This window comes from Endozoicomonas sp. SESOKO2 (assembly GCF_024606245.1).
GTDB lineage: Bacteria > Pseudomonadota > Gammaproteobacteria > Pseudomonadales > Endozoicomonadaceae > Endozoicomonas_A.
Genome location: NZ_JAHHPQ010000073.1, coordinates 1 through 26,075, shown reverse-complemented (window position 1 = coordinate 26,075; position 26,075 = coordinate 1). Strand labels below are relative to the sequence as shown.

Here is a 26,075-nt window from a genome sequence, read left to right as displayed (position 1 = left end):
TGATGGTAAGAATCCTCAGCAGTGGAGTGCTGAAAACAAGTTCGCGGTTCTGATGAAAACCGCCAACATGAACACAACGTAGCTATCCGAATACTGTCGCAAGAAGGGTCTCTACTCTGAAGACCTGTAGCAGTGAAAATCTGAATTTATCGCGGGCAGCACAAAGCCTGCTGAATCCCGTCAGGTTCAGGCCGCTGCCAGACGAGATGACAAGAAGCGTATCCAGAAACTGGAAAAAGAACTTAAACGCAAAGACAAGGTACTTGTTGAAAACACAGCACTGCTGGTTCTGACAAAAAAGGCAAACGCGATCTGGGGAGGGCGCGGGGACGATTGATCCCTCTCCCTGATCGCAAGGAAACCGTTGCTTTAATCCAGAGAGCTGTTTCACAGGGTGCACGTAAAGTGAAAGCCTGTACTGCGCTCACCTGGCGATACGCACGGTTCAGCGCTGGCAAAAAGATATAGAACAGGTGCGGGAAGATCACCGTCAATAAGCACACCCGCCAATGCCTGCCAACCAACTTTTTATGTCCTCAGACACCAGAAATAATCAGAAGCCATCCTGAAGTTCATTAAGCCTTAGTAATGTGTTGAGTTTTTATCACAAAGAGGAAGGCTCTGCCTCCACAAGAAGGTCGAGCCCAGCCCGATGACGGGATTCCCACTGATCCAGAGCTTCAATAGCCAATTGCCTACCCACAGCTGCAATCTCGTTAAAACGGTGAAATTCGTAGAATTGACAGATATTACGAGGCACGTTGACCAGGACGTCTGGCTGATAGCCCGCCATTTTGTATCGGGAAAGAGACTCCTGCATCACTTCCATGGATTGGTTGGAAATTTCCATCAGGCTCATGGAAGCACTGAGTTCATCTTGGGATTTCTTACTCTCATTAACACCTACAAGCTTGTCAATAAGACCGTCAAAAATGGATTTTTTGCCCTTTTCTCCCTCTTCAACCTCCTCATTTTTCTGAAAAGGATTAGCCAGCAGGTCAACAGCTACCACCATATCGGCCAGAGCTGACCCCGCAGGTGCCATTGGCAAAGGATTAAGCACGCCACCATCTACCAGCACCTGACCATGCATTTCTACTGGACTGAACAAAGAAGGAATGGCACATGAAGCACGAATAGCTGTCACCAGATCACCCCGCTGGAACCAGACTTCCTTGCGATTGGTCAAACTGGTAGCTACGGCTGTATAGGGAATCGGCAAGTCTTCTATTCGGCAGTCGCCGATAATGTCGCGCATGCGTTCAAACAGGCGATCACCCTTTATGACACCTGGACGCCCCAAAGAAATATCCAGCAAACGGATAATCTCGAACGAATCAAGGGTTTCTGCCCATTGACAATACTCATTCAGTTTACCCGTGGCCCAGAGACCACCGATCAGTGCGCCCATGGAAGCACCGGCTATTGCCGTAATTTTGTACCCTCTGGCTTCCAGCTCACGAATTACCCCGACATGGGCATAACCCCGGGCTCCACCACTGCCTAAGACCAGAGCTACTCTTTTTGTCATTGCTCTTGTGTCCTGTGAGTTGCTTGCGTTGGGCAATAGAATGAACCCTCTCAGACCTGAGGTCTATAGCACACTGATACTTTTCTCTTACTCGCAATAATGTTTAACGTGAATCAGCAGGATATGCCTCTGTGTCTCTACCTTTCCCTTGAGGAATGACCTGAATCTCAACCGATGACCGGATGGATGCCCTTTATATCATGCTTTTGCGGCCATTTTTAAATAATAAGTAGCTTTTGGCTGAACTACTAACTTCATTGTCAGCTTGATAGCGAATTCAGCACTTATTGCCACTGCTTTTACCTTTCGGTCAGGTAATCTTCCACAAGAATTAGCGGCAGCAGCCATGCTTTTAGAAATATTAACCAAGCCTCTGGCGGCGGATCGGAATGTTATGTCAGATACACTCTTTGATATTAAATTCTCTTCAACTTGACAGCTACTTACCTTTCGGGCTCGAAACCTTCCTGAGTCATCCTGGGTAGCAGTATTGACCGAGCAATCTGAGCTTGTTCTTAAATGGGCAGGCCAGTTTTGACCGCAAAGTTTTTCTAAGATCATATTAACATCCTTATCATAAGACTTTGCTTCAATACATTAACCATAGGGATTGGGTTCACATCTCACAATTAGATCAAAGTATTACCTCTCTGTAGGGAACAATTTCGAGACAAAGCTTGATATGAAAGGGGGAATAGGTGGCCGATAACTCTGAAGTCATGTTTATACAGGGGTTTGTTCTTGCAGAGGTACCTGGCAGGTATTGCTTTACTGTACGGTGTACTTGTAGCCTCTGACTGTCCTGTTTTATTCTAGAAAAACACCCTCTTCCAGTAAAAGCAGACTGAGGTAAATCATGCGTCTTGAAAATGTGCGCCTGCATCAACAGGAAGGTCTGTTTGATATCCTTTTTGATCAGGGTAAAATTCTCAGCATCACTGTCACTGGCACACAACGCCAGCCTGACACCGATAGTTTTGATGCCGGTGGTAAGCTGGCATTGCCCCCCTTCATTGATCCTCATGTCCATCTGGATACCTGCCTGACGGCAGGTGAACCGGTCTGGAATCGTAGCGGCACCCTGTTTGAGGGGATTCAGAACTGGTCTCAGCGCAAAAAAATACTGACACACGACGACGTCAGGCAACGAGCAAAAAAAGCACTGTCCTGGTATGTAGGCCAGGGCGTTCAGCACGTTCGCAGTCATGTCGATACTACCGACCCGGACCTCACTGCCGTTCATGCTTTGCTCGAGTTGAAAGAGGACGTTAAAGATCTCATTGACATCCAACTGGTCGCTTTTCCCCAAGAAGGAATCCCGTCTTTTCCTGAAGGTTCAGAGCTTCTCGAAGAAGCTATGAAACTCGGCTGCGACGCTGTAGGAGGCATTCCCCATTTTGAATACACCCGTGAATATGCTCTGAACTCTCTTAATACTGTCTTTGACCTTGCAGAAAAATACGACAGCCTGATCGATATTCACTGCGACGAAATAGACGACGAACAATCCCGGTTCGTAGAGACAGTGGCCTCTCTGGCACTGGAACGCAACATGGGGCAGCGTGTGACTGCCAGTCATACCACTGCAATGCATTCCTATAATAACGCCTATTTTGTGAAGCTGATGCGCCTGCTGAAACGTTCTGGCATCCACTTTATCGCCAACCCGGTGACCAATCTGAATCTACAGGGACGAATGGATACTTACCCGAAACGTCGCGGTATCACTCGCATTCCAGAGCTGCTTGAAGCGGGTATAAATGCTTGCTTCGGTCAGGACGACATTGTTGACCAATGGTTCCCGATGCAGGGCTGTAATATGCTGCAAGTGTTGTTGGCGGGTCTGGTGGGTTGCCAAATGACAGGGCTGGACCAGATCAACCGGGGCATCGACCTGATTACCGGAAACAGCGCAAAATGCCTGAATATTCACGACCAATACGGTATTGAAGAAGGGAAACCCGGCAATTTGATTCTGTTGGACTCTGAGACAGTATTTGATGCCATCAGACGCCAGTCGGTGGTAACTCACTCTTTCCGTAACGGCCAGCTGATAGCAGAAACCAGACCTGCACAGACATCTATCAAGGCAAATCAATCGCTGTCTGGCAATATCGATTATTCTTTTTGTCCTCAGTAAGCTTTTTACAGCCTCTCTTGGACGGCATTAGAGGTTGACTCTTCCCTCCCGGGACCAGCCTGCTGAAAAAATCATTTCCCCCTCTTGGGGACGTCATATTATTCACGTTAGAATGACCGCCTTAAAATGAAAACATAGCCCGGTGCAGTCTCACACTTTCGCACTTATGGCAGTCAACCGTCCTTTTTAGTCGTAACCAAACCATGAAAAACAGCGATTTACAGGCTCGCTTCAACGCCATACGCTCCAACAAGATATTTGAACTCTTTGTCGTCAGCATCATCATCTTCTCTGCCCTGGTTATTGGTGCAAAGACCTACAACCTGCCAACCTACCTCGAAAGCACTATCAGTGTGCTGGATGTCGGCATCACACTCTTTTTTCTGGTGGAGATACTGATCCGCTTTTTTGGGGAAGAGAACAAAAAGAATTTCTTCAAGTCCGGCTGGAATCTCTTTGATACCCTGATTGTGATCGTCAGCCTGATCCCGGTCAGCGATACCGAGATGGCTCTGGTGGGCCGATTGATCAGAATTTTCCGGGTACTGCGGATGATTTCAGTTATCCCCGAGCTTCGACTGCTGCTGAACTCACTACTGAAAGCCCTGCCGCAACTGGGTTACGTCATGCTGCTGATGTTCATCATTTTTTATATCTATGCCGCTGTTGGCAGCACTTTCTTCCTGAATATCAACCCTGAACTCTGGGGTAATATTTCCGTCAGTATGCTGACCCTCTTCAGGGTCATGACTTTCGAAGACTGGACCGATGTCATGTACGAAACCATGGCCGTCTATCCATTAAGCTGGGCTTACTATCTCAGTTTTATTTTCTTCACGACGTTCGCGTTTCTGAACATGATCATCGGCATTGTCGTCAATGTTCTGGAGGAAGAGCGTCAAAAAGTACGTAGGGAAGAAGAAGCTGTAAAGAATAAGGGTCAACCTACCCTTGAAGACCTTGAGCAACAGCTGAACGGAATCAAACTACTCCTGCAAAAGGAAAGCCACTGAATGAGCCTCTGCCAGACTGTTTAGTCTGGCAGGTTGGACGTGTTCAGAACAGACGGTTCAAGCCATCTAAAGTAGCCACGCGGTAGGCTTCGGCCATAGTCGGGTAGTTAAATGTGGTGTTCAGGAAGTAGCGAATATTATTGGCCTCTCCCTTCTGGGACATCACCGCCTGACCAATGTGTACGATCTCGGATGCCTGGTCACCGAAGCAGTGAATACCCAGCACTTCGCCGGTATCGCGGTGGAACAGGATTTTCAGCATACCAACGGTTTCGCCGGTAATCTGGGCCCGGGCCAGCCTTGAGAAGAAAGCTTTGCCCACTTCATAGGGCACAGCTGCGGCTGTCAGCTCTTCTTCGGTTTTACCCAGCGAGCTGATTTCCGGAATGGTATAGATACCGGTCGGTACTTCGTTGACAAAACGCCACTGACCGGCATGTTCAATATTACCTGCGGCAGACCTGCCCTGATCATAAGCGGCACTGGCGAGACTGGGCCAGCCAATCACATCACCCGCTGCGTAGATATGATCGATCTCTGTCTGATAGTTCTCATTAACAGACAATTGTCCCCGACTGTTCGGCTTCAAACCTATCAGTTCAAGGCCCATGTCCTGAGTATTGCCCGTTCTGCCATTGGCCCACAGAAGTATATCTGCTTTCAGTTTCTTGCCCGACTTCAGGTGCATCACCACACCGTCGTCCAGCATTTCTACTTTCTGGTATTCCTCATTGTGACGAATGATGACGTTCATTTTCCTCAGCTGATAGCCCAGCGCATCGGAAATCTCTTTATCCAGGAAGGAGAGCAGACGATCACGGGTATCCACCAAATCCACCAACACACCCAGACCAGAGAAAATAGAGGCATACTCAGAACCAATAACACCGGCTCCGTAGATGATCATCCGGCGTGGAGTGGTGGTTAGCTGAAGAATGGAATCACTGTCGTAAATCCGTGGATGACGGAAGTTGACATCAGCAGGCTGGTAAGGACGGGAACCGGTGGCAATCAGGATATTGGTACCATGAAGCTTTTCGACATTGCCATTTTCCTGCTGAACCTCAATGGTATGTTCATCGACAAAGGAGGCATGACCAAAATAAAGATCAATCCGGTTTCGGGCATAATACAGGGTACGGGACTGCACCTGTTTCTGAATAACACGTTCAGCCGTCTTCAGCACCTTGGGGAAGCTGAACCAGCGGGGCTCGCCAATCTCACGAAACATGGGATTGGTGTTGAAGTCCATGATCTGTTTGACAGAGTGCCGCAGAGACTTGGAAGGTATGGTGCCCAAGTGGGTACAGTTACCACCGACAAACGCATTCTGCTCAACGACCGCAACCTTCTTGCCCAGCTTGACAGCGTTCATTGCTGCGCCCTCACCCGCTGGCCCGGAACCCAATACAACCAGATCGTAGTGACTCACGCCCATCCTTTAACCCTCAAAGCGGTTCAGGCAGCATTGCAGCAGATCATTATCCGAGTATGCGGAGATCGATCGTACTGCAACGCTTCCTTATTTTTATTAATTTCCTCAAAGGCTGTTCATATTTTTTGAGGAACAGCCTCTCAACTTTCAACAGAGAAGCATCCGACCCTCTGTACTCTGAAACTCTGGTTTTTCCGGATATAACTTGAACTAAGTACCTGACTTCTTTACAGCCTTGTCGGCAGTCGCATCATAAAACAGATGCTCCATATCCTTATGTTGACCTTCAGAGAAAGGGTCGTTCTTATCCCCTCCGCCACAGATCATGCAGCCATCCTTGAGGCCAAGGTTACTCAAACCACCACAGGAGCCCTTGATCGGTTTGTTGGCAACAATGACACCAATGGCCATCAGGGCGATCAGTACCAGAAAGGTTCCAAATGTAATCAGCATCAGTGTCATGATATTACTCTCCTGACCAGAGGCCCGAATCTAAAAAAACAGTCTTGCTTATTCATCAAACATCTTGCGGGCACTGTTTTTAGCACAATAAGTGCGCTGTCGTTGGTAATGGCAGGTAAGGTCATCAATCCGGCCATTTCTCAATTCTGTTTTGGCAGATAGGGTTTAAATGCATCACTGCTAACTGCGTCAAAGCCTTTATCTGTATGATAGGTAAAGTAGGCCGCGATTCCCTCTCTGTTGGCCAGCTTCAGGCCTTCTTTATCACCCAAAACCATAAACAGGGTCGCCAGTGCATCAGCTTCTGCAACATTATCCTCAATCACAGCCACTTCTGCCAAACGCCCCATCTCAGGACGACCAGTTCGCGGATTAATCGTGTGGGAATACTTGTGGCCATCCACTTCAAAATAATTCAGATAGTCACCCGATGTTGCCATGGCTTTGTTTTCCAATTCAACAATCAGGGCAGGCTTACTATCGGTCATGGCTGGTCCACGGATACCCAGTTTCCAGAGAGAACCATCTGGTTTAGGGTCACCGACTTTGACCTCACCACCGATCTCAACCAGATAACTGTTAATGCCTTCTGAGTTGAGCAGATAAGCCACTTTATCGACACCGTAACCTTTGGCAATAGAGCTGAGATCGACAAAGACGTCTTTGGTTCGGGTCAGTAAATCGTTTCGGGTATCTGCTATAACTGCCTGATAACCCACTTTAGCTTGGGCTGCGGCAATCTCTTCATCAGAAGGCAACTTGGCCGGATAGTTATTTATCATCCATTCTATAAACTCCGGGGCTTGCTTATCAGCGGTACCAGACGATGCTTTTTTGCTTTGTGAGGGTTGCCTGCCGGCATCAGAAGGACCAAAGCCCCACAGATTGACCACTGGACCCACAGTCACATCGTAAGCACCATCCGACATGCGGGAAATCACCAGACTTTTTTCAACAAGATCCACCAGCTCATCGGAAGCTTTGAATGGCTTCCCGATTTCAGAGCGGTTGAATTGCATCAGTTCGGAATCTTCACGGTAAGTTGACATACTGTCATTAATCGCCTCCAGCAGCCCGTCAACCTGCTTTTTAACATTGTCTGTCGAATGGGAAAAAGGCCTTGAAACATAGGTAATAGTGTAAGTAGTACCCATGGTTTCACCCTTTATGTGCTTCAGGGTAGGGCGCAAAGACAAAGCATAAAAGCCAACAGCCAGAAGAATTAAGCCAATCAGCAGTGACCGCTTGTAGGATTTGGACAACAACCTGTTCTCTCCCGTTGAAGCTGGAAAAGCCATTCTGACACTTCCAGAATTCGTTCAAGGAGGCGCAGTGTACCACCGGGAGTGGTGAATCGTCATCCGTACAGAGCACCAGCGAGCGTTCTTATCTGAGCACGCCCTCAGCGCTGTTAGAGTTCATCCCTTGAATCAAGGAGATTCGGCTTCACAACGCCCTTTTCGTCCACCACATGGGTAGTAAAAGAATGGAAGTAGTTCAATCCGGTTAATGGATAGCTCAGCCCCTCCAGCTTGTCGGGGCGGGTGTAGCTTGCAGAAGCTTTTTCCCAATTGCATTGCCTGGGCACTATCCAGGCACCTTTTTTCCACGCTTCTCCAGAGGTCAGACCGGTATCGCATTGATAAACATACTGCCCAAAACCATTAAAGTCTGCTTCTGCAGAAAAGATGATGCCCTTTTTCATACTGATCATATGATGATGCGCATAGCGTTTTTTCTTATCTTCAGAGGCTGGCAGTAAATCAGAATGATCCTGAAAGTCATGGGTGACTCTGAATGTTTTGGGATAACCGTCTTCAAGCAAAGGAGGTTCCTTACCATCCAGTACTTTTGAGCTCACCGCTTTTCCCCAGGCACCAATATAAGCCATGCTTACCGGCTCTACAGGGTATCGAACAACGACCAACTGGTGATGCTTGCCCCTGAGCACCATTGACCGGGTATAAGGATCAACATTGAGGCCAATGAAGTCTCCCCTTAAAGAGGAGTTCTCGCCAACTACGTGTATTGCTAATAAATCGCTCGTCGTATAGCGGGTTTCACCAAACTGCACCAGACCATCCCCTTTCGCATTGATCGGTTCATCCTTTATATCAACCCAATGGCTGGCAGGTTCTCCACCCTCGAGGGCGAGACTTTGCAGGATAGCCCTGGAGTAATAACTCTGCGGTTTCTTCAGATTTCTTTGCATGACACCCAGGACATGGAAAGTTCCTTCTTTATCCTGATAAATATCTAAACCGGTCACGGGCTTGGAGTGATCAACCCCCTCTCGGCTATCCCCCATTGGAAGATAGCTTCCCCATCTCGAATTTACCCAAGCCGGAACCGTCACCAGTTGCTCCTTATCGATGTCGATGATAAAAAGATTTCCGTGCTGGGCGGCAAACAACCAGTTTTTTTTATAGCGCCGATTAAATTCGGCACTGTGGGCCAGATAAACAGGCGAGTTGGCATGAGGTAAGAGGTAACCAAGATTAGGTGATGGTGAAACTATCATGAAATCGAATTTTCCATGAGTCCCAATAAACACCCGACCGTTAGAACAACCAAAGGCAAACTGGTTGTTACCCAGAGGCTTATGAAATGTACTCAAACTGTGATGATGCGCCAAGGTTATGTTGGTCAGGGGAATATTGGTAAATTCATTCATCACACAGCCGGGAAGGTAATCATTAAAAACCGTTTTCCAGGCTTTGCTGCCTGCCGTGCTTTCAATAACAACGGCGTTGCCATCTCTATTGACAGCTCCGAGCTGAAATACCACGGTTTCCTCAGCATGTGAATTCAACGAGGATACCAGCGTGACAGACGACAAAATCAGGGCTTTAAGTGTCCGGATCATACAAACCTCCCTATCAGGGTAATAGTGTAACTACGAGTAAATGGCCTCTGAGTGTTTTGACTCAGTAAATTGCCAAGGGTTCAATGAAACGGACAAGTTTAGACAAACGGGCTTAGTACGCCACAGAGTGGAAAAGGCAAGAAAGGCAGGTCAGGCCAACCGGGCACAGACCGTCATTTTGAAGGCATCATCTTCTTGCCTGACAACTCGGTAGCCAGCAGTTCATGTTCATAGGTGACGGGATGTGGACGCCCCTGCCCTTTTCGGAGCTAGTCCTGTTAGAGTTCATCTCTTGGTCTAGGATGATTGGGATTAATAACGCTCGTTTTTTCCTCCACCTGAGCTATGAAGGGATGGATTTCGTCCATTACCCGGGTCGTGAAAGAATGATAGTAGTTTAATCCCGTTAATCGATAGTTCAGCCCCTCCAGCTTGTCGGGTCGGGTGAATCTGGCAGAAGCTTTTTCCCAATTGCATTGCCTGGGCTCTATCCAGGCACCTTTTTTCCAGGCTTCTCCAGAGGTCAGACCGGTATCGCATTGATAGACGTACTGACCAAAACCCTCGGAGTCTGCTTCTGCAGAAAAGATAATGCCTTTTTTCATACTGATCATATGATGGTGTGCATAACGTTTCTTCTTATCTTCAGTGACCGGCAGTAGATCAGAATCATACTTCAGGTCATGGGTGACTCTGAATGTCTTGGGATAACCATCTTTAAGCAGCGGAGGCTCTTTGCCATCCAGTTTTTTTGAGCTTACCGATTTTCCCCAGGCACTAGCGACATAACCCACATTTACCGGTTCTACAGGGTATCGAATAATGACCAGCTGGTGATACTTGCCCCTTAGCACCATTGCCCGGGTATAAGGGTCAACATCGAGGCCGCTGAGGTCTCCTCTTAAAGAGGTATTCTTACCAAGGTGGTGTGTCCCATTTTCCTCATCTGCTATAAACAGGGTTTCGCCAAACTGTAACAGACCATCTCCTGCCTTGTTGATCGGTTCATCGTCTATTTCATGCCAATAGCTGTAGGGGATTCCATCTTTGAGCGTTACACGTTGCAGGAGCGCTCTGGAATAATAACGCTGCTTTTTCTCCAGATTTCTTTGCATGACACCCAACACATGGAAAGTCCCTTTTTTGTCCTGGTAGATATCCAGCCCGGTCATAGGCATAGAGTGATCAACACCCATGCGGAAATCCCACATAGAGAGGTAGTTTCCTTCTACCCAGTCCGGAAACGTCACCAGCTGCCTCTTGTCGATGTCGATAATAAACAGGTGTCCATGCTGGGCGGCAAACAACCAGTTTTTCTTGTAGCGCTGATTAAATTCGACACTGTGGGCGAGATAAACAGGTGAGTTGGCATAGGGTAAATTGAAGTAACCAAGATTAGGAGATGGAGAATTTACCGAGAAAGGCTCCTCTCCTTCGCCCCTAACAAACACCAAACCGTTAGAACAACCAAAAGCAAACCGGTTGTTTCCCAGGGGCATGTGAAAAGAACTCAGACTGTAACGATGAGCCAAAGTTTTGCTGGTCAGGGGGATATTGGTAAATTCATTCATTACACAACCGGGAAGGTTGCCATTAAAAACCGTTTTCCAAGCCTTGCCACCTGGACTGCTTTCGATAACAACTGCGTTTCCGTCACTATTGACTGCTCCAAGCTGAAACACCAATGTTTCCTTAGCTTGTGAAATCGGTGAGGAAAGCAGAGCGACAGATGAAAACAACAGGGCTTTAAGAGTCCGAATCATAAAAACCTCGAAATCAGGACGACGGATGAAGCCATAAGTGCTTGGCCTTTATGAAATTCGACTCAATAAATTGCCAAGGGCTCAATGAAGCGGATAAGTTTAGACTAGCGGGCTGAATGCTCCACGCATCAGGAAAGGCAGGTCAGGCGGTCACCCAGAGAATAACGGCATCTTCCTCGCTGAGGGAAATCAGAGCATGCCCCATCTCGGCATCGTAATAGGTGCTATCACCCTCATTGAGCTCTACCGGTTGATAAAACTCTGTGTAGAGCATGATTTTGCCACTGAGAACCAGCAAAAATTCTTCACCCTCATGCCTGACCCAATCCTGATAATCCTCAAATGACCGGGCACAAACCGTCGTTTTGAAGGGCACCATCTTCTTGCCCGACAATTCAGTGGCCAGCAGTTCATGTTCGTAGGTGGTGGTGGGATGCGGACGCCCCTGCCCTTTTCGGGTGATGTCCCTGCGCCCGCTGGCTGCTTTCTTTTCTGCAGGCTGGGTGAACAACTGGGGAATATCAATACCCAGCCCTCTTACCAGTTTGGTTACAGCGGTGAAGGTGGGCGATATCTGCTCATTTTCTATCTTGGAGAGTGTTGATCGGGCGAGGCCAGTTTTCTGACTGGCTTCTTCCAGTGTCAGATTAAGACTCAGACGGATTTCCCGGACTCGCTGTCCCAGTTGCAACGGCTCAACAGCATCCTCCCTGTGACTGCGGGAGATGATGACCGACTGTTTTTCCTTCTCTAAAAAGTGCGCCTGCTCTGATATTTCCTGCTCTGACATTTATAGTTATCTCGACATCCAGACGTGCTTGATACTATATAAGGTTCCCGAAAAAAGAAATAAGCTACCCGGAAATTAAACTCTCTAAAAAAGTGCCAAAGAACATTCAGCGTTGTATTTACTCAATTATTTCATTAAGTTAGGCGTACTGTCAGGATAAGAAACCTTAAAACTATCCGTCTCGTCCTGACCCTGATCATCTAACTGAACTGACACCCTTTGGCGTCACATAACAAAGAACCAAGAACAATAACAGAACAGCAAATAGCGTGGAGTAAAGTTTCAAAATGGAAACACTGACCGAAATCATCGGTGCCATTAATGGCGTCGTATGGGGACCCATGATGTTGGTCCTCATGCTGGGGGTAGGACTATTCCTGATGCTGGGCCTGCGACTGATGCCCATCCTGAAGCTGGGCACCGGCTTTAAGCTTCTCTGGCAAGGCCGCAGCGCCGAGTCCGGTGACTCCGGCGAAATCCCTCCCTTCCAGGCCCTGATGACTGCCCTTTCTGCCACCATCGGTACCGGTAACATTGCCGGTGTTGCCACTGCCGTCTTTATGGGGGGCCCCGGTGCGCTGTTCTGGATGTGGTGTACTGCTCTGGTGGGTATGGCAACCAAATTCTCAGAAGCCGTACTGGCCGTTAAATTCCGTGAGGTCGACGAAAACGGCAAGCACTACGGGGGCCCAATGTACTATATCAAAAATGGTCTGGGTTCGCGCTGGACATGGCTGGGCACCGCCTTCGCTATTTTCGGTGCCATTGCCGGCTTTGGCATCGGCAACACCGTTCAGTCCAACTCGGTGGCTGACGTTCTGCATAGTAACTTCAACCTGCCTCCTGTGGTGACCGGTTTTATTCTGATGTTCCTGGTGGGTGCTGTCCTGATTGGCGGCATCCGTCGTATCGGTGCGGTTGCCAGTACTCTGGTTCCCCTGATGGCCACTGCCTATCTGGTGGCTGGTCTGGTTGTTCTGGCTATCAATGCTGATCAAATTCCTGCCGCCCTCAGCCTGGTCTTCACGCACGCCTTTACGCCTACTGCGGCTACCGGCGGTTTTGCAGGCGCTGCGGTATGGGCCGCCATTCGTTTTGGTGTCGCTCGCGGTGTGTTCTCTAACGAAGCCGGTCTGGGTTCTGCGCCTATCGCTCATGCGGCAGCCAAAACCAACGACCCGGTTCGTCAGGGACTGATTGCCATGCTGGGTACTTTCCTGGACACTATCATTGTCTGTTCCATCACCGGTCTGGTCATCATAACTTCCGGTGCCTGGACTTCGGGGGCGACCGGTGCCGCGCTGACTTCTGCCGCTTTTGCTGAAGCACTGCCGGGGGTCGGTAATTACGTGGTTGCCATATCTCTTGCCATCTTTGCCTTTACGACCATTCTGGGCTGGAGCTTCTACGGCGAGCGTTGCGTAGTATTCCTGATGGGTCCAAGAGCCGTGAAAGCCTACCGTTTCCTTTGGATCGTAGCGGTTCCAGTGGGCGCTACTGTCAGCCTGGATTTCATCTGGCTCGTAGCTGACACTATGAACGCTATGATGGCTATTCCCAACCTGATTGCCCTGGCACTGCTTAGCCCGGTGGTATTCAGGCTGGTGCGTGAATACTTTGGCAAGCAATCTGAAACATCAGAGGCAGTCACTGACTAAAAAGAGCTCTAACCAGCTCCAACGAAGGTGCAAACAGATCTACCATCTGTTTGCACCTCTCTTCATCACCCTCTCGTCATTAAGTACTTCACTCCTTGCCCAAACCCTGATAAATATTCAGAGAGCCATAAAAAAGCACTACCCGCCTGCCCTGTCACTGCTAATATTCCAGAAACCTGTCGTTTCAGTTAGTGGTCAGGAGTCTTTTTTATGGCCAGTAAAGATATCAGGAACCATCGAATGTCTGACGAGGTTTATCAGGAGAATTTTTCTGATATCAAGCCTCCACTGTCGTTTTATCAGTCCAGACTGGAAGCAGGTCGCTGCCTCTATTGTCATGATGCCCCCTGCATCTCTGCCTGCCCGACAGGTATTAACATTCCCTCGTTTATCCATCGAATCGCTGATCAAAATGTGGACGGTGCTGCCCAGGTTATTCTGGAAGAAAACATTCTCGGGGGGAGCTGTGCCCGGGTTTGTCCAACAGAAGTCCTTTGTGAGCAGGCCTGCGTTCGCAATCACCCGCCAGAATGTAAACCCGTAATGATAGGCCGCTTGCAAAGGTTCGCTATTGACCATCGGCAGACAGCTGCTCACCCATTTATCCGCGCGCAGACAACAGGCCGAAGCGTCGCGGTTGTGGGTGCAGGTCCTGCCGGCCTGGCCTGCGCACACAAGTTGGCCAGACTGGGGCATGACATCACCGTATTCGATGCTCATAGCAAACCCGGCGGGCTCAATGAGTACGGCATAGCTGCTTACAAACTGGTAGAGGACTACGCCCAGAAGGAAATCAGATTCATTTTCGAAATCGGTGGTATAACCCTTGAAGCAGGCAGCAGAATCAATCTTGGCCACCAGCTTGCCGACCTGTCTGTTCAGTTTGATGCGGTCTTTCTTGGCATTGGACTGGAGTCTGCGAAATCCCTTGGGCTGCCTGATGAGCCATCCGAAGGCGTTGAGGAAGCCCTTGGAGCCATCAAAACGCTTCGTCAGACCAAAAACCTGGCTGAGCTGCCAGTGGCTTCAAGGGTGGTTGTGATCGGCGGTGGTAATACAGCCATTGATATAGCCTGCCAAATGCGCCGGTTGGGAGCAGAAGAAGTCACACTCGCTTATCGAAGAGGTATTCAACAGATGTCAGCGACCCATCATGAACAGTTATTCGCAAAAGAAAACGGTGTTCGCATTATTCCCTGGATGAAACCCACAGGCTTTGAATCAAAAGCCGGGCAATTACGTGGCGTTCGTTTTGTGAGAACAGCAGAGGCTCCTACTGGCGAGTTGATTGAAACCGGCGAGCAAATAACGATGACTGCCGACCGGGCATACAAGGCCATTGGCCAGACCATAACAGCGGACAGTTTTGCTTACGGAAAACTGGCCCTTAGCAAGAATGGAAAAATCAGGGTGAACGATCAATTCAGGACATCTATCAGTAATGTCTGGGCAGGAGGTGACTGTGTCGATAAAGGGGAGGATCTCACTGTCCATGCGGTTCAGCATGGCAAACTGGCTGCTCAAGCTATCCATCAGTTCCTGCAACCGCCCGAAGTACAGGTAGAACAAGGCGATGGCAGACCTTAGCTGCGAGTTTCTCGGGATTCAGTCTCCCAATCCATTCTGGTTAGCTTCAGCGCCACCCACGGATAAGGCATACAACATTTGCCGGGCATTTTCTGCAGGCTGGGGAGGAGCTGTCTGGAAAACTCTGGGCGAAGATCCGCCACCAGCCAATGTTTGCTCAAGGTATTCCGCTCATCGGGATACTCATGGGCGGATTCTGGGCATCAACAACATTGAACTGATTTCTGATCGACCGTTACAAGTTAACCTGGATGAAATCAAACAAACCAAGAAAGACTGGCCCGACCGGGCTTTAGTTGTCTCCCTGATGGTGCCCTGTAAAGAAGAGAGCTGGAAACGTATTCTCAACCAGGTTGAAGCCACTGACTGTGACGGTGTCGAACTCAATTTTGGTTGCCCCCACGGCATGCCGGAGCTGGGCATGGGAGCGGCTGTAGGGCAAGTACCCGAACTCATTACTAAAGTCACGCGATGGTGTAAACAACATACACGACTGCCGGTTATCGTTAAGCTGACGCCTAATGTCACCGATATTGTCCAGACAGCCATTGCCGCTCAGGCAGGTGGCGCGAATGCTGTCTCACTGATCAATACCATTAACTCCATTACCAGCATCAATCTTGATACCATGGTTGGCTATCCACCCGTAGGCAATCATTGCACCAGCGGCGGTTATTGCGGCGAGGCCGTAAAGCCTATTGCCCTGAACATGGTGGGGCAACTGGCACGGCACGATGAGACAGCCAAACTCAGTGTATCCGCTATGGGCGGCATCACGACCTGGAGAGATGCTGCAGAATACCTGTCATTGGGGGCAACAACCCTGCAGGTATGCACAGCGGTGATGCTGAATGGATTTAAGATCATTGATGAGCTGGTAGACGGACTCTCAAGATGGATGGATCAGAAAGGTTACCGGACACTGTCTGAATTTCGTGGGGCAGCGGTTGCCAGCCTGACTGACTGGAACAAACTGGATCTGACCTATAAAAGTGTTGCTCACATTGACCAGAGCCATTGTATCCAGTGTGGCCGTTGTTTTGCCGCTTGTGAAGATACTGAACATCAGGCTATAGCCTTTCAAACATCTGATGATGGAAAAGACCGGACGTTTGAAGTCATTACGGGGGAGTGTGTGGGTTGCAATCTATGTCAGATCACCTGTCCAGTTGAGGGGTGTATCACGATGATTAATCCTCCCGGGTCCAATCCAGAACTATAAATTGGCAAAGATCACTCAACTAGCCTGGGTGGTGTTTTTCAAGGTAGTTGTCCCGATGACCAAGTTTTAGGCTGCTATTTTGATACAGTCAGCAGCCCCTGATTCCCGTTCCGGGTTTAACGCAACAGAACCAACTGGTTCCCAGTTCCTGCACTTGCCAGACCAACGCAACGGATTTTTCTCACGTGCTTTCTTGTACACCCGTTTTCGCTGCTCCAGTATCGCTTTGTCACATCCATCATGACGCTGTTCTGGTGTCACAAAGCGAATAGAGCTATGGCGGTGCTCTTGGTTGTAAAACCTGACAAACGACAGCATCCAATTTCTGCTTTCTTCCAGTGTCAGAAAACCTTGGGACGGCCATTGCGGACAATACTTCAATGTCTTAAATACGGACTCTGCAAAAGCGTTATCATTACTCACTCTTGGTCGGCTATGCGACGGTATGATGCCAAGGTCTGCCAGTTTTGATTGGAATGTATGCGACGTCATTGGTGCTCCGTTGTCAGAGTGCAGAACCATCGGCTTGTTAACACATCGCTCAGCGACTACAGCCCTGTTAATCAAGCTACTAGCCAGTTCCCCTGACTCTTTGTCGTGTACTTCCCACGCAACAATTTTACGGCTGTATATATCCAGGATGAGGTATAGATACCAAAACTGACCGCGCACCTTCGACGGAAAGTAGCTAATGTCCCAACACCACACTTGGTTAGGGCCAGAAGCTACATACGTGGTCGGCTTACTGCTTTTTGATCGCCTCTTTGATCGTCCTCTATGATGATGCTGGTCATGTTTTTTTAGTACCCGGTAGAAGCTCGATTCTGAAGCAATATATTCACCCTTATCTGCCAGCATCGGCACAATTTGCGAGGGTGGCAAGCTGGCATTTTCTGGCTTATTGCATACTGTCAGAATACGCTGCTCCTCCTCTTCTGTCAGCTTATTAGACGGTGATAATCGTAAGGCTCCAGGCCGTTTGTCAGGAATTACCTGGCCCGTGTTGTCACGCCACCGATTCAATCTCTTTAAAGACACCAGTAGTTGTTCTGCAGCCTTCCAGCGGGGCGCCCCGTTTGCTGTGGCCTCATCAAACCATGTCAGCAATTTCAGGCGTTCATCAAGGGGAGTCAGTTGTCCTCGTTGTCTATCCCGTAGAAGGCATCGAGCTTTTTTGACAGCACCAAAAGAGCAGCAGTTTCGGCTAATGCCTTATCTTTACGGCGAAGCTCGCTCTCAAGTTTCAGAATACGCTTTCGATCCTGTTGAGCTTGTTTTTTCTCTTGTCTGGCCTATTGTCCAGACTGATCTGCACCAGAAATACAGGCTTGCTTCCACTCGTGCACCTGTTACGGGTAAAGCCCTTTTTTACGGCAATACTCGCTCAGCTCTGCTTCAGAAAGTGCGGCAGTTTCAACGACTACGGCAAAGCGGGCTTCAGCAGACCACTGCTCTGAATTATGTTCATTCCCTGGCACGGGCAACCCTTTATCTCTTAACTGTCTGCGCCAATTGTACAGGGTCTGCTCGCTAATGCCTTCTTCTTTGGCAACGTCAGGAACAGAGCGATTGAGGGGTGGTAAAAGCTTTTTCAATACAGCGGCTTTACGTTCTTCAGAATAACTAGGCACTATAACCTGTCTACCGCCCACTGTTTTATTAGTTGGTTAATTTGTAACCCGGACAACAATCCTGACACAGTGGGATGCCAAGAATAAATAAATTTTGAGAATGGACTATTTATGTGGCCTAGTATCACAAAAATCAAACCAAAAAATTTTAATAAATCTACCCACAGTAGTCCATTATCACTTTCCATGTAACATACCTAAATATTTCTTTATTATATATTTACACAAAATCCAATTGTGGATAACTTTTAGAGTTAGTGGATTTGCAATCTTGTTTTTAATCTTTATCCTATTGTATTCTTTTAAAACCTCTAGCTCTCTATTATTTCCAATACCATCATCTCTCCACTTTGCAACAATAACATCTTTCAACACTATTCTGGGAAAGCTTTTATATGCACGAAGTAAGTGTTCATAGTCCATACAAAAAGTATTATCTAAATCAAACAGACCATATTTTTCAAACAACGACCTATGAGTGAATAAACCTTGATGTGGTAGCGGCATTCTGAACAACAAACTAGATTTTTTAAATTTTCTCATATTTTTTGACAAATAAAGTACCCCCCCCCTCCTTGTCTATTCTTTTTATTCTTGCAGAAACAAGCATGACCTTTTGGCAATCCACTCCATTCATAACCTCAGCAATAGCATTATTGCTGCAAAAACCATCACCGTCACCTTGAAAATTCAAAAAATCACCTGATGACTGCAAAACCCCTTTATTAAATGCATCAGATATACCTTTATCTTTCTCACTAATCCAATATTTAATATTTCTTTCATATTTTTTAATTATGTCTACCGTTCCATCAGTTGAGCCACCATCAATAATAATATATTCAATATTTTTATAAGTTTGGTTAATAACACTAAGTATGGTCTCTTCAATATGTCGTTCACCGTTAAATACTGCTGTAATTATTGAAACAGTCGGCTCATCAATTTTAAACATTACAAAACTAGCCTTTTATTCGATTTAAACTCTCGACAAAATCGTAAAACCACCTGCTTAGCAAGCTCTTCAGAAAGATAGCCTGCGCCCATAACGGCTTTTTTTATTTTCTCTTCAGACCTGCTTTGGAGGTTATCGTATTATTCAACAGATTGACTGCAATATCACTAAAGTCTGCGAAAATTACTGCTCCGACATTTATTCGGTAACGCAGGTAAAAATCATGGAAGCCTGGATTTTTCGAAATCTAAAAGCAATAGCGTTTGCTAACCTAAGAGCTATTTGCTAATAAAGAGAAAAATGACTAATGTTTTTGAAGCCTTAAGTGGGCTTGTTTTGAAGATTTTATAACCATTAAATCGTAGGCCATATATGCCGCTGAATCTCTGTGATAGCAGAGGCTTTCTAGATTTTACCCTGCCCTTGCCTTTATCGTAAGATCCTCTTGTTGTTTTCCATCAACTGCAATGATCTCAGCATTGGTTGCATGGTGGTAGGCTTGCACCCTCTCAATAAAGCATTTCTGGAATTGCTTTTAGCCTGAAAATTGTATGATGTGAAGGAATTCAGTATTCAAATTCACCATATCTTTTTAACCAATCCAATTTTTCATTGCCAAAGTTTTCAATTACTTCCCAGCCTCACAACACGAAATGATCGCACAGATGGTTAAGAGCAGAATATCAGCGAGTTTATGATCCACTTTCCATTGCTGACTCGCATCATATATGCCAGTTAGCTTACTCATGAAATAAAATGTATTCATTTCGAGAGCATACAAATCTTCTTATATAAGACAGTGAATGCTTATTTTACTCTACAGCTAGATGACCTTATAGCCATTGAGTCTACTGGATTCAGGGCTTTTCATAATTTTACCCTACCAGCAATCCAAGACTGTATTCGATCGCAGGATCGTTATTATGCCACATAGAGAGTTACCTTTGTTTTTGTTTAATGGTGATACTTCAAACTTAAGCGACTAACTCTCAAATTTAAAGAGGTGGTTTCACATCAGGTAGTGACTAATAAAAACTAATGGATATAAAATTTGATTCATTTACAAAATATGATACAAATCTTTATAAGAATCCGCTATTACTTTTTGACTGCGCTTTTCTTTGCTATGACAAACAATCTGATCTCTTTCAGCGGTTTTCTTTAGTCCATTTAATATCGATTGGGCTAGGTGCTGATAATCCAAAATCCTACATTTTTGACCTAACAATGGTGATGTTAATAAGTCAGGTATTCCACCTATATCAAACGCAACACAAGGAGTACCGCAAGCAAGAGCTTCGACCAGTGTATTTGGCAAATTATCCTGTAGTGAAGGAGCTATAAACAGATCTGCTGCGTTATACAAAAGACAGAGACTAATATCATCATGCAATCTTCCCATATAGTGTGTAATCAGGCCTAACTCTTGTTCAGTTGTTCCCTCACTTGCACCAAAAATAAGCAACTCAATATTTTCGGCCTCTCCCAGTTTTTTTAGCTTCTGTAATGCTGGTACTAGTAAATGGTAACCTTTTCGAGGATCAGATGTGCTCGACATTGCACCGAACAATAAATACTTCTTACTCTGAGATAGACCAAGCGTTTCTCTCGCCAAGTTTCGAGATAACGGTTTATAAACTGAATGATCAATACAATTATTAATAACCTTGACAGATTGATCAGCAAATAGAGTACTCCTTTGAACACAATCAGCTAACCAACTACTTGGTGCTACAATATGAAAACGTTTGTTAGACCAAGTTTTCTTTTTTCGCTGAAAAATCCATCGATCTAAATCTATCCCGCTATGCTCAGAATGACGCGACTCACGACTGTAACCTGCAGAATAACGTTCAGATGAAAGGTCATCATCATAATGTTCACAACCACTAAAAGACCACATATCATGTAATGTCCATACAATGGGCTGCTTCAGTGAAGCTATCTCACCTATTGATAACATTTCATTACCAACCCAATGCAAGTTCACTATATCTGGTGAAAGCTTATTTATAATGCGGGGCAAACCAGATGGAAAAAGATTCAACGAATGATGAATTGGGTTACCCGTTTTCTGAGCCTTTAGTATCCTTCTAGCAATTGTCGCAGCAGCTTTAACCCTTAATTTCTTTCGTAAACTCACAGTATGCACATAAGGGTCATCAGAACACTTATTAATAACAAGCATATGACTGTTCAGACCCACACTTCGCTGTGCCTGATGCAGCCTATAGGCTGCACGGGCAGCACCACCCTCCAAGTCGCTATAGCAGAGGTGCAGGATTTTCATAACGCCACTTCCTTCAGCTTCTCTCGCAATTTTGGCTCGAATAACAAGTCTTCTTTATCAATTGGATCTATTGAAGGTGCATCAAGTGCTAATTCGAGTGCATGAACTAAATCTTCCGATTTTAATTCAGTCATAGATAACGTGTGAACGTCAAACCGTTTTGCTAGAGAATGAACCTTTCCTTTACCGAGTGTATAGTCAAGAGCGATTGAATTGACGCCAAGCCCCAAGCCAAAAACTAAAGAATGAAAACGCATTGCCAAAAGAGCATCAGCCTTTCTGAATTCTTCACAATAGGCGATTGGCTCCATTTCTCTACCTAAAAGCGAGTAATCAATAGCTTCTGCTAATAGATTTTTATTTCTAAAAAGACGACGATAGAACCAACGATCATCAGAACCGAAGTGATTTGTACACATTGGCAAGGGCTTTATTATTATGTCAGGCTGACTTAATTTGAGATGGACTAAAGCATCTACAACAACCTTTTCATAGTTATCTCTTATCCATAGTGCTTCTTTTTCAGGAATATGTCGTGCATACCCTTGATAAGGAAAGTCACGCAACCCAAGCAACAATACCTTATTTTCATCATGTTTTTTTTTCTTAGGAAAATTACCATTAAACTGGGACAACCAGGTGAATGCAGGATCTTCGGCAATAGTATCATTCGCTGTTTCTATGCCTAGTTGCTTCGCATAAGCAAGCGATCTTGAATCACGATATACTCGTATATCTGCTAGTCGCAGTATTGAGGCTACGCTATTATTATGCCAACCACTTCCCAAGGGACCTACACCACAGCCAGCCACAATTGTGCATACTTTATGTGATTTGGCACGTTCGAAAATTGCCTGCATCGGTGCTAACGAATCAAGTGCCATTAATGGCCCGCCACCAAACACAACGTAATTCATCTGCTTAACTAGCCCTACACCCTCTTCAGGCGTAACAATTTCAACATTACGTAGTTCTTTCATTTGCCATCGGGTCATTTCAGTGACATAAGGATTTAGAGCAACTATTGTAAACTTTGATGGTCCACCTAATACTCTAATAAAGGTATTAATCACACCACCTAATATTCCCTTATCCCCAAGCGTTTCTGTGCCATACCAACCACATATTAGAATCTTCTTATTTGTTTCTCTCGGTATATCAATAGTTTCAGGCTGTGTACGAAAATATTCTATCTGTTTTAGAAATCTATGACGATTACGAATATTGTTTAAAAAGGTAAACCCTGGGAGCTTACGAACATTTTCTTTCAGTGTAAATTTCTCATCCAAACGTTCTAACAAAATTCGTCTATAGAACACAGGCTTTGGTAATCCAGTATAATCATGGTGACAATTATCACATTCGTTTTTGATTATATCTTTTAAGTGTTTGCTATTACCGAAATATGCCTGCATTGGGTCACCTTCAGCAATATTATCCATAAGAGGCTTACTCTTTACAGCACAATATGCTAACTCACCTTTAGCTGTTATAGTAGCCCCCCTATGTTTCCAGTCACACCCCGCTGCACGCGGTTTATTGTAAAGAATTTGATCAATCAATGAGCGATAAAAAAATATCTGCATTGGATTAGTTTCATAATTTTTAACCACTCCCTCCAGAAATTCAACCAGCTCGTACTTCTCTTCAAAAGTTAGGGCATAAGGGTCAAGAAGATTTTCAGTATATAATCGTTGATGTGGTATTCCTTGCCTGAATTTAATATAAAATCCTTCATGAATGCAGAATTCTAATAAATCAGGTAGTTCAAAAACATTCTCTCGGACGACTGTACACCCAACACTTACACTATCTACAGACCTAAACCCAGAAAGGAAAGAAAGTACTTTTTTTGCGTTTTCAAAGTTACCTCTTCTTCCGCGAACAGCATCATGAACATCTCCAAAACCATCTAAAGATACCATTACATCAAAATTCTTATCGAATGACTTAACGAGTTTACCCAGATTTTCGAGCTGCTCTATAACTTGTTTATGTTTAAAAGCATTCGTTATTATAGAGACGTACTGTAACTTCGGAAGTTTTTCTAGAGCAATCTCTACAAGCTGGATTAGATCTTTTCTAAGGGTAGGCTCACCACCATTGAACCCAATGGCCTCTACATTACTGAACAAGTCACTTTCAAATCCTTTCCTAAGCTCGTCAGAAGTAATATCTCTGCTTTGTTTATTTTCCCAAATACGACACATCTGACACCGAGAATTACAAATATCAATAACTGGAAACTGAATTACTCTAGGCTTTTTAAGTGCTAAGTTACTCTCAAATAATGAATTATAAAAATGATTGTACACTGATTTAATATTCATTATCTCTCTAATCCCCAAGTAGACAAAAATCTACCCAACTTGTTTACACCCTTAACTAACAAGCTTCTTTGATCAGCAACTCTAGGTGAATCAAATATTCTTTCCAAACTTTCGCCACAAGCCCCTTTAACAACAATCGGTGTTCCTCTTGGCGTGTAAATCTCATCAAAGTTTTGAAATGAAGCACGAAAAACTAAACGTTTATCACTAGTACTCATTTCATCACTACCATGCACAAGAAGTTGATTAAAAACCAAAACATCACCAGGATCTAATTCGACGTACATTACTTCATCAAGTTCAAGTTGACTTAAGTCTATCCTATCGTGATGTGTTTCACCCTCAACTCTATACCATGGAAGAAATCCCAAATTATGACTACCAGGGAATACCTTTAATGCACCAGTGCTCTTTTTTACTGGGTCGATTGCGCACCACGCTATATACTTAATCGGTTCTTCAGGCCTAGATACAAAGTCTTGATGCCATGGCACGCCGTTTTTTTTTCCTTTTGGTTTGTAAACAAGACTGTTTTCATACATAAAAATATTATCACCTAGTGCAGTAGTCAAAGCATCAAGGATCTTCTCGTTACGTACCATATCATTGAAAAGTGGATATCTCTGAACCAAATCGTATAGTACACCTTGATCTGCCCTATGCTTTAAATAATACTTCTCAAATGGGTCAGCATAATTCTTTTCAGCATATGAGATGATGGACTCCAAAAAAAATCGTCTTTCTGAAAGAAACTCTTCCGTAAATACATTACGTATTACTACAAACCCATACTTTTCAAATCCAAACTCCATTTCCCCTCCTTCTATCTATGGTTATAGATGAGACTAACCGCATAATTAAAACTTAAGTTCAGACTTAACATAGACCCAAAATCTACTATCAAAAATATAACGAAATGAAAGTAATTTTTCTTTACCCAAACACCTAAGCTCTTTAACAAAAACATCAAACAGCAAGAAAGAAGAAAGAAAACTGAGCACTATAGATATTGCAGCACCGCTGGCACCAAATCTAGGTATTAAAACCATATTTGATACAAAATTAACTATTAAGCCAAAAATATTCCTATACAAATTAAGTTTTAATTTTTTCTCTACAACCAGCCAAGAACCTGAAACCAGCCCCATTGATAAAAAGACGGACGCCCACACATGAATAATAAGAACAGTTGAACTTTGGCTGTATAAATCACCATATACTATATCTATCAACCATCCTCCAAAAAGAGTTACAAAAAAGGAAACAGCTAGAGAAATAATTATGACAACGCCGAAAAGATAACTTATCGCTTTCATATAATCTTCATTAGATATTTCTCTGAGTTCAACCAACTTTGGAAAAGTTGTAGCAACAATTGCAACAGGTACAAAATACCAAGCCTCACTTATCCTAAGGGCTGCAGAATAAATTCCAACTTCAGACTCCGATGCCATATAGAAGAGCATCAATTGCCCTTGCTTCATGAAAAGAATCGAAGAAAACCCAGCAATTATTTCAGGCCAAGATTCACTTAAAAGCTCTTTCGCCTTTCTAACTCTAAAAAAGTCAATACTTATTAAAGAGGTTTCATTTTCTCTTGCACAAAACCTCATAAAAAAAACAGCAATTAAAAAATACTCTAACAAAGTTACCGAGAGCAACCATGTAATACTAAGCCCAATATAAACCATAATGACTTTTGAAATAGCAGATAAAAAGAAAGCTATCGCTCTCAAAACACTTACTATACGAAATGAGCCAACCCCTTGCTCATAAAAATCCAAGACATCAAAAGCATTAAGTAAAACGCATAAAAAAGCAATAATAGAAAGTAGCGCCGACTGTTCAACAAAAAAATAAGATAACGCTACACAAACTAGTAAAATTATAATAGAAGCTGAGAATCGTAGAATAAAAGCAGTAGAAATAATTTCAGCCTTCCCTAAAAAACTATTAACTTTGGCCACTTCCCTGACAATGATTCTATTAAAACCAAGGGACGCTATTATCACGAAAACAGCAATAATTGCCAAGTAATAGTTTAAGACTCCAAAACCTTCTGGCTTTAAATGCCGAGCTACTAAAGCACTCACAAACACTGACAAAATGAGTCTAAATAATTTTTCCGAAATCACCCAAAGCGTATTCTTAACCACCATAATAAGAACTAATAAATTCCCTAATCAAAAAATGAAACGTAGTTTCTCAATAATTACTGCATGGCAAGAGGCGGCAAGATGATGAAAATCATTCCCTCCCACGATACTTTTTATCGGGTTTTCTGCCTGCTGAACCTAGAAGTATTCGAAGAATGCTTTACACGCAGGGTATCGGATACGTTGATTTAGCACGGCAAAATCATGAAAGTGCCTGCCCAGCAAGGACTTCAGCCAGATAGCGTG

General features: G+C 45.0%; 19 protein-coding genes and 1 pseudogene. 5 read left to right on the top strand and 15 right to left on the bottom strand.

Going from position 1 to position 26,075, the window contains the following annotated elements; genetic code table 11:
- Window positions 1-604: 604 nt before the first annotated feature.
- Window positions 605-1,531 carry a patatin-like phospholipase family protein gene (locus KDK17_RS01950; protein WP_257275058.1) on the bottom strand — a complete coding sequence of 309 codons (927 nt, stop codon included), beginning with the start codon at window positions 1,529-1,531 and terminating at the stop codon, window positions 605-607.
- Window positions 1,532-1,729: 198 nt separating this feature from the next.
- Entirely contained in the window at window positions 1,730-2,092 is a 363-nt protein-coding gene (locus KDK17_RS01945; protein ID WP_257275057.1) for a hypothetical protein, read from the bottom strand.
- Window positions 2,093-2,387: 295 nt separating this feature from the next.
- Here KDK17_RS01945 and codA point away from each other — a divergent pair, with 295 nt between their 5' ends.
- Window positions 2,388-3,671, top strand: coding sequence for a cytosine deaminase (gene codA / locus KDK17_RS01940; protein ID WP_257287217.1), 1,284 nt, complete (start codon window positions 2,388-2,390; stop codon window positions 3,669-3,671).
- Window positions 3,672-3,874: 203 nt separating this feature from the next.
- Window positions 3,875-4,684 carry an ion transporter gene (locus KDK17_RS01935; RefSeq protein WP_257287216.1) on the top strand — a complete coding sequence of 270 codons (810 nt, stop codon included), beginning with the start codon at window positions 3,875-3,877 and terminating at the stop codon, window positions 4,682-4,684.
- Window positions 4,685-4,727: 43 nt separating this feature from the next.
- Here the strand turns inward: KDK17_RS01935 and sthA are convergent, their stop codons facing one another.
- The 6 genes from sthA to KDK17_RS01905 all read right to left on the bottom strand — a co-directional run bounded on the left by sthA (window position 4,728) and on the right by KDK17_RS01905 (window position 12,000).
- A complete protein-coding gene (gene sthA, locus KDK17_RS01930; protein ID WP_257287215.1) occupies window positions 4,728-6,122 on the bottom strand; it encodes a Si-specific NAD(P)(+) transhydrogenase in 1,395 nt (464 codons plus the stop codon).
- A 207-nt stretch (window positions 6,123-6,329) separates the two neighbouring features.
- Window positions 6,330-6,581 carry a (Na+)-NQR maturation NqrM gene (gene nqrM / locus KDK17_RS01925; RefSeq protein ID WP_257274371.1) on the bottom strand — a complete coding sequence of 84 codons (252 nt, stop codon included), beginning with the start codon at window positions 6,579-6,581 and terminating at the stop codon, window positions 6,330-6,332.
- 140 nt (window positions 6,582-6,721) lie between these two features.
- Window positions 6,722-7,879: an FAD:protein FMN transferase gene (locus tag KDK17_RS01920; RefSeq protein ID WP_257274370.1), complete on the bottom strand. Its 1,158-nt coding sequence runs from the start codon at window positions 7,877-7,879 to the stop codon at window positions 6,722-6,724.
- A 113-nt stretch (window positions 7,880-7,992) separates the two neighbouring features.
- Complete coding sequence (locus tag KDK17_RS01915; protein WP_257287214.1) at window positions 7,993-9,447, bottom strand: hypothetical protein; 1,455 nt, start codon at window positions 9,445-9,447, stop codon at window positions 7,993-7,995.
- A gap of 278 nt (window positions 9,448-9,725) precedes the next feature.
- Window positions 9,726-11,210, bottom strand: coding sequence for a hypothetical protein (locus KDK17_RS01910; protein ID WP_257287213.1), 1,485 nt, complete (start codon window positions 11,208-11,210; stop codon window positions 9,726-9,728).
- Window positions 11,211-11,352: 142 nt separating this feature from the next.
- Window positions 11,353-12,000, bottom strand: a complete 648-nt coding sequence (locus tag KDK17_RS01905) for a helix-turn-helix domain-containing protein (RefSeq protein ID WP_257274367.1) — start codon at window positions 11,998-12,000, stop codon at window positions 11,353-11,355.
- A gap of 287 nt (window positions 12,001-12,287) precedes the next feature.
- Here KDK17_RS01905 and KDK17_RS01900 point away from each other — a divergent pair, with 287 nt between their 5' ends.
- The 3 genes from KDK17_RS01900 to preA all read left to right on the top strand — a co-directional run bounded on the left by KDK17_RS01900 (window position 12,288) and on the right by preA (window position 16,467).
- Window positions 12,288-13,658: a sodium:alanine symporter family protein gene (locus KDK17_RS01900; RefSeq protein WP_257274366.1), complete on the top strand. Its 1,371-nt coding sequence runs from the start codon at window positions 12,288-12,290 to the stop codon at window positions 13,656-13,658.
- Between the two features lie 210 nt (window positions 13,659-13,868).
- Window positions 13,869-15,245, top strand: coding sequence for an NAD(P)-dependent oxidoreductase (locus tag KDK17_RS01895; protein ID WP_257274365.1), 1,377 nt, complete (start codon window positions 13,869-13,871; stop codon window positions 15,243-15,245).
- Window positions 15,232-16,467, top strand: a complete 1,236-nt coding sequence (preA, locus tag KDK17_RS01890) for an NAD-dependent dihydropyrimidine dehydrogenase subunit PreA (RefSeq protein ID WP_257274364.1) — start codon at window positions 15,232-15,234, stop codon at window positions 16,465-16,467. The genes KDK17_RS01895 and preA overlap by 14 nt, the downstream gene beginning before the upstream one ends.
- Window positions 16,468-16,533: 66 nt before the next feature.
- Here the strand turns inward: preA and KDK17_RS01885 are convergent.
- The 7 genes and pseudogenes from KDK17_RS01885 to KDK17_RS01855 all read right to left on the bottom strand — a co-directional run bounded on the left by KDK17_RS01885 (window position 16,534) and on the right by KDK17_RS01855 (window position 25,832).
- Window positions 16,534-18,098: pseudogene (locus KDK17_RS01885) on the bottom strand (IS3 family transposase).
- A gap of 177 nt (window positions 18,099-18,275) precedes the next feature.
- On the bottom strand, window positions 18,276-18,653 hold the full coding sequence (locus KDK17_RS01880) for a hypothetical protein (protein ID WP_257287212.1): 378 nt from the start codon (window positions 18,651-18,653) through the stop codon (window positions 18,276-18,278).
- On the bottom strand, window positions 18,628-19,053 hold the full coding sequence (locus KDK17_RS01875; protein ID WP_257287211.1) for a glycosyltransferase: 426 nt from the start codon (window positions 19,051-19,053) through the stop codon (window positions 18,628-18,630). The genes KDK17_RS01880 and KDK17_RS01875 overlap by 26 nt, the downstream gene beginning before the upstream one ends.
- Before the next feature lie 1,060 nt (window positions 19,054-20,113).
- Window positions 20,114-21,343, bottom strand: coding sequence for a glycosyltransferase (locus tag KDK17_RS01870; RefSeq protein ID WP_257254444.1), 1,230 nt, complete (start codon window positions 21,341-21,343; stop codon window positions 20,114-20,116).
- Window positions 21,340-23,673 carry a polysaccharide pyruvyl transferase family protein gene (locus tag KDK17_RS01865; RefSeq protein WP_257254445.1) on the bottom strand — a complete coding sequence of 778 codons (2,334 nt, stop codon included), beginning with the start codon at window positions 23,671-23,673 and terminating at the stop codon, window positions 21,340-21,342. The genes KDK17_RS01870 and KDK17_RS01865 overlap by 4 nt, the downstream gene beginning before the upstream one ends.
- Window positions 23,673-24,485 (bottom strand): phytanoyl-CoA dioxygenase family protein, encoded by an 813-nt coding sequence (locus tag KDK17_RS01860; protein WP_257254446.1) that lies wholly within the window; start codon window positions 24,483-24,485, stop codon window positions 23,673-23,675. The genes KDK17_RS01865 and KDK17_RS01860 overlap by 1 nt, the downstream gene beginning before the upstream one ends.
- Window positions 24,486-24,530: 45 nt before the next feature.
- Window positions 24,531-25,832: a flippase gene (locus KDK17_RS01855; RefSeq protein ID WP_257254447.1), complete on the bottom strand. Its 1,302-nt coding sequence runs from the start codon at window positions 25,830-25,832 to the stop codon at window positions 24,531-24,533.
- Between the last annotated feature and the right edge of the window lie 243 nt (window positions 25,833-26,075).